Raw genomic sequence first — 9,668 nt, 5'->3', positions numbered from 1 at the left:
GACGCAATGGTGAATAACGAGGACAAGCTCCGGGACTACCTCAAGCGGGCCACCGCTGACCTGCGTCAGGCCCGCCGACAGCTCCGCGAGGTCGAGGAGCGGCACCAGGAGCCCATCGCCATCGTCGCGATGAGCTGCCGCTACCCGGGCGGTGTGCGCACCCCCGAGGAGCTGTGGCGGCTCGTCCTGGACGGCGAGGACGCGATCTCCGGCTTCCCCACCGACCGCGGCTGGGACGTCGAGTCGCTCTATGACGCCGACCCCGACCAGGCGGGCGCCAGCTATGTGAACGAGGGCGGGTTCCTCTACGACGCGGGCGGCTTCGACCCCGCGGTCTTCGGGATCTCGCCGCGCGAGGCCATGGCGATGGACCCGCAGCAGCGGCTGCTGCTGGAGACGTCCTGGGAGGCGTTCGAGCGGGCCGGGATCGACCCGACCGGGCTGCGCGGCCACCGGACCGGTGTGTTCGCGGGCGTGATGTACCACGACTACACCTCGCGGCTGGACTCCGTGCCCGAGGGCGTCGAGGGCTTCCTGGGCACCGGCAGCTCCGGCTCCATCGCATCCGGCCGGGTGTCGTACACCTTCGGTCTGGAGGGCCCGGCGGTCACCGTCGACACGGCGTGCTCGTCGTCGCTGGTCACCCTGCACATGGCGGTGCAGGCGCTGCGCAACGGCGAGTGCTCGCTGGCGCTCGCGGGCGGTGTCACCGTGATGGCCACGCCCTCCACGTTCACCGAGTTCAGCCGGCAGCGCGGGCTCGCCGCCGACGGCCGCTGCAAGCCCTTCGCCGCCGCGGCGGACGGCACCGGCTGGGGCGAGGGCGTCGGCATGCTGCTGGTCGAGCGGCTGTCGGACGCCCGTCGACACGGCCACCCGGTGCTCGCGATCGTCCGGGGCTCGGCGATCAACCAGGACGGCGCGTCCAACGGTCTGACCGCGCCCAACGGCCCGTCCCAGCAGCGCGTCATCCACCAGGCGCTCACCAACGGCCGCCTCTCCGCCGCCGATGTGGACGCCGTCGAAGCACACGGCACCGGCACCACGCTGGGCGACCCGATCGAGGCGCAGGCGCTGCTCGCCACGTACGGCCAGGAGCACACCGAGGACCAGCCGCTGCTGCTCGGCTCCATCAAGTCCAACATCGGGCACACCCAGGCCGCCGCCGGTGTCGCCGGAATCATCAAGATGGTCATGGCCATCCGCCATGGCGTGCTGCCCAAGACGCTGCACATCGACGAGCCGACTCCGCATGTGGACTGGTCGGCGGGCGCGGTGTCGCTGCTCGCCGACACCACCCCCTGGCCGGAGACCGGCCATCCGCGCCGCGCCGCCGTGTCCTCCTTCGGCTTCAGCGGCACCAACGCCCACACCATCCTGGAGCAGGCCCCCGCCGAGGAGGCCGAGGAAGCCACCGAGGAACCGGCGGCCCCGACGAAGCGGCTGGACGTGCTGCCGTGGGCGGTGTCCGGCAAGAGCGCGGCGGGGCTGCGCGCCCAGGCCGAGCGGCTGCTGGCCCACCTCGAGGCCGACCCGTCCCTGAACCCGGTGGACGTGGCCCTCTCGCTGACCACCACCCGGGCCCAGCTCGACCACCGCGCCGTGGTGCGCGGCCACGACCGCGACGAACTGCTGGCCGGGCTCACCGCCCTGGCCGAGGGCGGCATGGCGGCGGGCGTCGCACAGGGCTCCGTCGTCGGCGGCCGTACGGCGTTCGTCTTCCCCGGGCAGGGGTCGCAGTGGGCCGGGATGGCGGTGGGGCTGATGGAGGCCTCGCCCGTCTTCGGCGCGCGGATCGAGGAGTGTGCGGCGGCGCTTGCGGAGTTCACCGACTGGTCGTTGGTGGATGTGCTGCGGGGTGCCGAGGGTGCGCCGTCGCTTGACCGGGTGGATGTGGTCCAGCCGGTGCTGTTCGCGGTGATGGTGTCGCTGGCCGAGCTGTGGCGTTCGCTGGGCGTCGTCCCGGCGGCCGTGGTCGGCCACTCCCAGGGCGAGATCGCGGCCGCGTGTGTGGCGGGGATTCTGTCGCTGAAGGATGCCGCTCGCGTGGTGGCGCTGCGCAGCCAGGCGATCGGCCGGGTGCTGGCGGGCCAGGGCGGCATGGTGTCGGTGGCGCTCCCGGTGGCGGATGTACGGGAGCGGATCGCGCCGTGGGGCGAACGGATCTCCATCGCGGCCGTCAACGGGCCCTCGTCGGTGGTCGTCTCCGGTGAGCCGACCGCGCTGGATGAGCTGCTGGCGTCCTGTGAGGCGGACGAGGTGCGGGCCCGCCGGGTGCCGGTGGACTACGCCTCGCACTCGGCCCAGGTCGAGCTGCTCCGCGAGGAACTCCTGGAGCTGCTCGCGTCGGTGGAGCCCAGGGCCGCCGAGGTGCCGTTCCTCTCCACCGTGACGGGGGAGTGGATCGAGGGCCCGGAGCTGGACGCCGAGTACTGGTTCACCAACCTCCGTCGCACCGTTGAGCTTGAGGGTGCCGTTCGCCGGCTGCTCGAAGAGGGCTTCGGTACGTTCATCGAGTCCAGCGCCCACCCCGTCCTGACGATGGGTGTGCAGGAGACCGCCGAGGACGCGGGCCGCGAGGCCGCCGCGATCGGCTCGCTGCGCCGTGACGAGGGCGGCCTGGACCGCTTCTGGGCCTCGGTCGGCGAGGCGTGGACGCGGGGCGTCACCGTGGACTGGGCCGGGGTGTTCGACGGTACGGGCGCGGCCCGCGTCGAGCTGCCCACGTACGCCTTCCAGCACCAGCACTACTGGCTGGAGTCGGGCACCCCCACCACCGAAGCCACCCCCGCCGCCGACCCCGTCGAGGCGCGCTTCTGGGAGGCCGTCGAGCGCGAGGACTGGCAGACGCTCGCGGCCGAGCTCGACGTGGACGGCGACGAGCGGGTCAGCGCGCTGCTGCCCGCCCTGGCGTCGTGGCGCAAGCAGGCCCGTGAGCAGTCCACGGTGGACGGCTGGCGCTACCGCGTCACCTGGAAGCCGCTCGCCGACAGTCAGTCCGCGCGGCTGACCGGCGGGTGGCTCGTCATCGCGCCGGATACCGAGACCACCTGGACCGACGCCGTGGCCGGTGTGCTCGCCGAACGCGGCGCCGATGTACGGCGGATCGCCGTGGACACCGGCGCCGACGGCCGCGACGAGCTGACCGAGCGGCTGCGCGCCGCGCTCGCGGAGACCGACGGCATCCCGTTCACCGGCGTGCTGTCGCTGCTGGCCCTCGACGGCCGCCCGCACCCCCGGCACGCCTCCGTCCCGGCCGGAGTGGCGGCCCAGCTCGCGCTGGTGCAGGCCCTCGGCGACGCGGAGATCGGCGCGCCGCTGTGGTCCGCCACCCAAGGCGCGGTCTCGGTCGGCCGCACGGACCCGCTGGACTCCCCCGAGCAGGCGCTGGTCTGGGGCCTGGGCCGGGTGGCCGCGCTGGAGCACGGCGAGCGCTGGGGCGGCCTGGTGGACCTGCCCGGGGCGCCCGACGAGCGGGCGCTGGCCCGGCTGGTGACCGTGCTCGCCGGGGCCGAGGAGGAGGACCAGGTCGCGATCCGCGCCACCGGGCCGCTCGTACGCCGTCTGGTGCGCGCCCCGCTGGCCGCCACGCCCGCCGTACGGTCCTGGAAGCCGTCCGGCACCACTCTGGTCACCGGCGGTACGGGCGCGCTGGGCGCCCATGTGGCGCGCTGGCTGGCGGGCAACGGGGCCGAGCACCTGGTGCTCACCAGCCGCCGTGGCCTGGACGCCCCGGGCGCGGCTGACCTGCGGTCCGAACTGACCGAGCTCGGCGCCAAGGTCACCATCGCCGCGTGCGACGTGGCCGACCGCGGCCAGGTCGAGGCGCTGCTCGCGGACATCCCCGCCGAGCACCCGCTGACCGCCGTCGTCCACACCGCCGCCGTGCTGGACGACGGGGTGATCGAGGGCCTGACCCCGGACCAGGTGGACCGGGTGCTGAAGGTCAAGGTGGACGCCACCCGCCATCTGCACGAGCTCACCCGCGATCTGGACCTGAGCGCGTTCGTGCTGTTCTCCTCCTTCGCGGCCACCTTCGGCGCGCCCGGCCAGGGCAACTACGCGCCGGGCAACGCCTTCCTCGATGCCTTCGCCGAGCACCGGCGCGCCCAGGGCCTGCCCGCCACCTCGCTGGCCTGGGGCCCGTGGGGCGAGGGCGGAATGGCCGAGGGCGGCGTCGGCGACCGGATGCGCCGCCACGGCGTCATCGAGATGGCGCCGCGGTCGGCCGTCACCGCGCTCCAGCACGCGCTGGACCGCGACGAGTCGGTGCTCACCGTCGTCGACATGGAGTGGAAGCGCTTCGTCCTCGCCTTCACCTCCGGCCGCTCCCGTCCGCTGCTGCACGACCTGCCCGAGGCGCGGGACGTCATCCAGGACATGGCCGGGGACGCCGACGCGGACGGCGCGGGCGCGGTCGCTCTCGCGCAGCAGCTCGCCGGGGTGCCGGAGGCCGAGCAGGAGCGGCTGGTGCTGGAGCTGGTGCGCACCGCCGTCGCGGCGGTCCTGGGCTACGCGGGCGCCGACGACGTCGAGGCGGGCCGGGCCTTCAAGGAGCTGGGCTTCGACTCGCTGACCGCCGTCGAGCTGCGCAACCGGCTCAGCGCCGCCAGCGGGCTGAAGCTGCCGCCGACGCTGATCTTCGATTACCCCACCCCGACCGTGCTCGCGCGCCAGCTGCGCACCGAGATCGCGGGCGGGCAGCGGGCCGCCGTGGCCGCGCCGCCGACCGCGGCGGCGCTCTCCGACGACGAGCCGATCGCCATCGTCTCCATGAGCTGCCGCTTCCCGGGCGGGGTGCGCACCCCCGAGGAGCTGTGGCAGCTGCTCGTCTCCGGTGGCGACGCGCTGTCGGAGTTCCCGGCCGACCGCGGCTGGGACATCGAGTCGCTGTACAACCCGGACCCGGACGCGCAGGGCACCAGCTACACCCGCGAGGGCGGATTCCTCACCGGGGCCGCCGACTTCGACCCCACCTTCTTCGGGATCTCGCCGCGTGAGGCCATGGCGATGGACCCGCAGCAGCGGCTGCTGCTGGAGACGTCCTGGGAGGCGTTCGAGCGCGCGGGCATCGACCCGGCCACGCTGCACGGCAGCCCGTCCGGTGTCTTCGTCGGCACCAACGGCTCCGACTACTCCATCGTCATGCGCAACAACACCGAGGGCTACGAGGGCCACCTCGCCACCGGCAGCGCCGCGAGCGTCGTCTCCGGCCGCCTCTCGTACACCTTCGGCCTGGAGGGCCCGGCGGTCACCGTGGACACCGCGTGCTCGGCGTCGCTGGTGGCGCTGCACCTGGCCGTCCAGTCGCTGCGCCAGGGCGAGTGCTCGATCGCCCTCGCGGGCGGGGTGACCGTGATGGCCACCCCGGGCACCTTCATCGAGTTCAGCCGCCAGCGCGGACTGTCCTCCGACGGCCGCAGCAAGGCGTTCTCCTCGGACGCGGACGGCTTCAGCCCGGCCGAGGGCGTGGGCATGCTGCTGGTCGAGCGGCTGTCGGACGCGCGTCGACACGGCCATCCGGTGCTGGCCGTCGTCCGTGGCTCGGCGATCAACCAGGACGGCGCGTCCAACGGTCTGACGGCGCCCAACGGCCCGTCCCAGCAGCGCGTCATCCGGCAGGCCCTCGCCAACGCCCGGCTGTCTCCTGCCGAAGTGGACGTCGTGGAAGCGCACGGCACGGGTACCACGCTGGGCGACCCGATCGAGGCCCAGGCGCTGCTCGCCACCTACGGTCAGGAGCGGCCCGAGGGGCAGCCCCTGCTGCTCGGCTCCATCAAGTCCAACATCGGCCACGCCCAGGCGGCCGCCGGTGTCGCGGGTGTGATGAAGCTCGTGCTCGCGCTGCGCCACGGCGTGCTGCCGGAGTCGCTGCACATCGTCGAGCCCACCCCGCATGTGGACTGGTCGGCGGGCGACATCGAGCTGCTGACCGGGGCGCGGGAGTGGCCGGAGACCGGCCGTCCGCGCCGGGCCGCCGTCTCCTCGTTCGGCTTCAGCGGCACCAACGCGCACGCCATCATCGAGCAGGCACCCGCCGAGGAGCCCAACGAGGCCGATCCGGTGACCCGTCCGCTCGGCGCGCTGCCGTGGACGGTGTCCGGCAAGAGCGAGGCGGCCCTGCGCGACCAGGCCGCCAAGCTGCTGGCCCACCTCGACGCCGACCCCGCCCAGCGCCCGCTGGACATCGGCCACTCGCTGGCCACCACCCGCGCCGCCTTCGACCGGCGCGCGGTGCTGGTGGGCACCGACCGGGACGATTTCGTCCGGGGTCTGGACGCCCTCGCTAGGGGGCAGGTCCTGCCGAACCTGGTGCAGGGGGCCTCAATCGGGGGCAAGGCCGCATTCGTGTTCCCAGGACAGGGGTCACAATGGGTAGGCATGGCCGTGGAGCTGTTGGATGCTTCACCGGTGTTCGCTGCCCGTATTGATGAGTGTGCCGCCGCGCTCGCAGAGTTCACCGACTGGTCGTTGGTGGATGTGCTGCGCGAGGCGGAGGGCGCACCGTCACTGGAGCGGGTGGACGTTGTTCAGCCGGTGTTGTTCTCCGTGATGGTTTCGCTCGCGGAGCTGTGGCGTTCGCTCGGTGTGCGGCCGTCGGCCGTGGTCGGCCATTCGCAGGGTGAGATCGCGGCGGCGTGTGTGGCGGGGATTCTGTCGCTGAAGGACGCGGCGCGTGTGGTGGCGTTGCGCAGCCAGGCGATCGGCCGGGTGCTGGCGGGCCAGGGCGGCATGGTGTCGGTGGCGCTTCCGGTGGCGGATGTACGGGAGCGGATCGCGCCGTGGGGCGAGGAGCGGATCTCCGTCGCGGCCGTCAACGGGCCGTCGTCGGTGGTTGTCTCCGGTGAGCCCGAAGCCCTCGATGAGCTGGTCGCCGCGTGTGAGGCCGATGAGGTGCGGGCCCGCCGGGTGCCGGTGGACTACGCCTCGCATTCGGCCCAGGTCGAGCTGCTCCGCGAGGAACTCCTGGAGCTGTTGGCTCCCGTGGAGCCCCAGGCCGCCGAGGTGCCGTTCCTCTCCACCGTGACGGGGGAGTGGGTCGACGGTTCCGAGCTGGACGCCGAGTACTGGTTCACCAACCTGCGTCGCACCGTTGAGCTGGAGGGCGCGATCCGGCGGCTCCTGGACGAGGGCTTCGGGGTCTTCATCGAGTCCAGCGCGCACCCCGTCCTGACGATGGGTGTGCAGGAGACCGCCGAGGACGCGGGCCGCGAGGCCGCCGCGATCGGCTCGCTGCGCCGCGACGAGGGCGGTCTTGAACGCTTCTACATCTCGCTGGGCGAGGCGTGGACGCGCGGCGTGGCCGTGGACTGGGCAGCGGTGTTCGACGGTACGGGCGCGACCCGCGTCGAGCTGCCCACGTACGCCTTCCAGCATCAGAGCTACTGGCCGCGGCCGGCCGACACCCCGGCCGATGAGTCGGGCGCCCAGTCGGATGCCGTGGACGCCCGCTTCTGGGAGGCCGTCGAGCGCGAGGACCTGGAGTCGCTGGCCGACACCCTCGCGTTCGCGGACGACGGCGAGCGGTCCTCGCTCGGCGCCGTCCTGCCCGCCCTGGCGTCCTGGCGCAAGCAGGCCCGTGAGCAGTCCACGGTGGACGGCTGGCGCTACCGCGTCACCTGGACCTCGCTGACCGAGGCACAGGCCCCGCGGCTGTCCGGGACCTGGCTGCTGGCCGTGCCCGAGTCCGCCGCCATCGACGACTGGACGCTCGGCGCGGTCCGGATGCTCACCGAACGCGGCGCCGAGGTGCGGCAGATCACCCCGACCGCCGTGGAGTCGGACCGCGCGTCGCTGACCCGCCTGGTGCGCGAGGAGCTGGCCGACGCCGGAGCCGTCTCCGGTGTGCTGTCGCTGCTCGCCTTCGACGCGGGCACCGCGCCCGGCACCGACGGGGTCAGCGCCGGGCTGGTCGGCACCGCCATGCTGATCCAGGCCCTCGGCGACGCCGGGGTGGACGCGCCCCTGTGGTGCGCCACCCGGGGCGCGGTCGCCGTCGGTCAGACGGACACCGTGGAATCCCCCGAGCAGGCGCTCGTCTGGGGGCTCGGCCGGACCGCCGCACTGGAGTACCCGGAGCGCTGGGGCGGTCTGGTGGACCTGCCCGGGACGCCCGACGAGCGGGCGCTGGCCCGGCTCGCCGGGGTGCTCGCCGGGACCGACGGCGAGGACCAGCTCGCGGTGCGCGCGGCCGGGGTGTTCGCCCGCAGGCTCGCCCACGCCCCGCTGGCCGGCGCGCCCGCCGTACGGGCCTGGAAGCCGTCCGGTACGACGCTGGTCACCGGCGGTACGGGCGCGCTGGGCGCCCATGTGGCGCGCTGGCTGGCGGGCAACGGGGCCGAGCACCTGGTGCTCACCAGCCGCCGTGGCCCGGACGCCCCGGGCGCCGCCGAACTGCGGGACGAGCTGACCGAGCTCGGCGCCGAGGTCACGATCGCCGCGTGCGACGTGGCCGACCGCAAGGCCGTCGAGACGCTGCTCGCCGCCATCCCGGCCGACCGGCCGCTCACGGCGGTCATGCACGCCGCGGGCGTTCTGGACGACGGCGTCCTGGACGCGCTCACCCCGGAGCGGTTCGCCACCGTCCTCGGCCCCAAGGCCGACGCGGCGCGCCATCTGGACGAGCTGACCCGTGATCTGGACCTCTCCGCGTTCGTGCTGTTCTCCGGTATCGCGGGCACCCTCGGCGACGCCGGACAGGGCAACTACGCGGCGGCCAACGCCTATCTCGACGCGCTGGCCGAGCGGCGCCGCGCGGCGGGCCTGCCCGCCACCTCGGTGGCCTGGGGCCGCTGGGGCGAGACGGGCCTGGCCGCCGACGGCGCCATCGGCGAGCGGCTGGACCGGGGCGGCGTCCCGGCGATGGCCCCGCACGCCGCGATCACGGCGCTCCAGCGGGCCCTGGACCACGCGGACACGGTCGTGGCCGTCGCCGACATCCAGTGGGACCGCTTCGCCTACGGCTACACGGCGGTGCGCCCCAGCCCGCTCATCGGCGAGCTGCCCGAGGTCAAGCGGTTGCGGGCGACCGGCGGCCCGGCCGGTGAGGCAGGCGCGGCGTCCGACGGGTCCCCGGCGGACGCGCTGCGCAAGCGGCTGGCCGGGATCTCCCGGGCCGAGCAGTCCGTGGTCGTCCTGGAGGTCGTGCGTACCAACGCGGCCGCCGCGCTCGGCCACCCCTCGACCGACGAGGTCGGCGCCGGGCGGGCGTTCAAGGAGCTGGGCTTCGACTCGCTCATCGCGCTGGAGCTGCGCAACCGGCTGACCGCCGCCACCGGGCAGAAGCTGCCCGCCACGCTGGTCTTCGACTACCCGACCCCGGCGGCGCTCGCCGAGTTCCTGTGCGGCCGGATCGTGGGCGACGGCGGTACGGCCGCCGCGCCCGGTCTCGCGGAGCTCGACGCGCTGGAGTCCGCGCTGTCCGTCCTGGACCCCGACAGCGAGGCACGGGACGACATCGCGGCCCGGCTGCGGGACCTCGCGGCGAAGTGGGCGGAGCCCCGTACGGCCGATGCCGAGGCGGCCGACGGCGACGGCACCGTGACGGAGAAGTTGCAGGAGGCGACGCCCGACGAGGTCTTCGCCTTCATCGACAAGGAACTCGGAATCTGAGGATCGACGGGTCCGAGGGCGCAAGGTTTGTGACGAGAAGCATGGGTGAGACTCCA

At 74.0% G+C, this 9,668-nt stretch carries 1 protein-coding gene; it reads left to right on the top strand.

Annotated features, from left to right (window positions below):
• The first annotated feature begins 6 nt into the window (after positions 1-6).
• Positions 7-9,612 carry a type I polyketide synthase gene (locus ACT2CW_RS27150; protein WP_445518563.1) on the top strand — a complete coding sequence of 3,202 codons (9,606 nt, stop codon included), beginning with the start codon at positions 7-9 and terminating at the stop codon, positions 9,610-9,612.
• The last annotated feature ends 56 nt before the right edge of the window (positions 9,613-9,668 follow it).

It is taken from the genome of Streptomyces sp. NEAU-174, from assembly GCF_052665095.1.
Note: the sequence above shows the minus strand (reverse complement) of the source record. Positions and strands in the feature narration are given on the sequence as shown.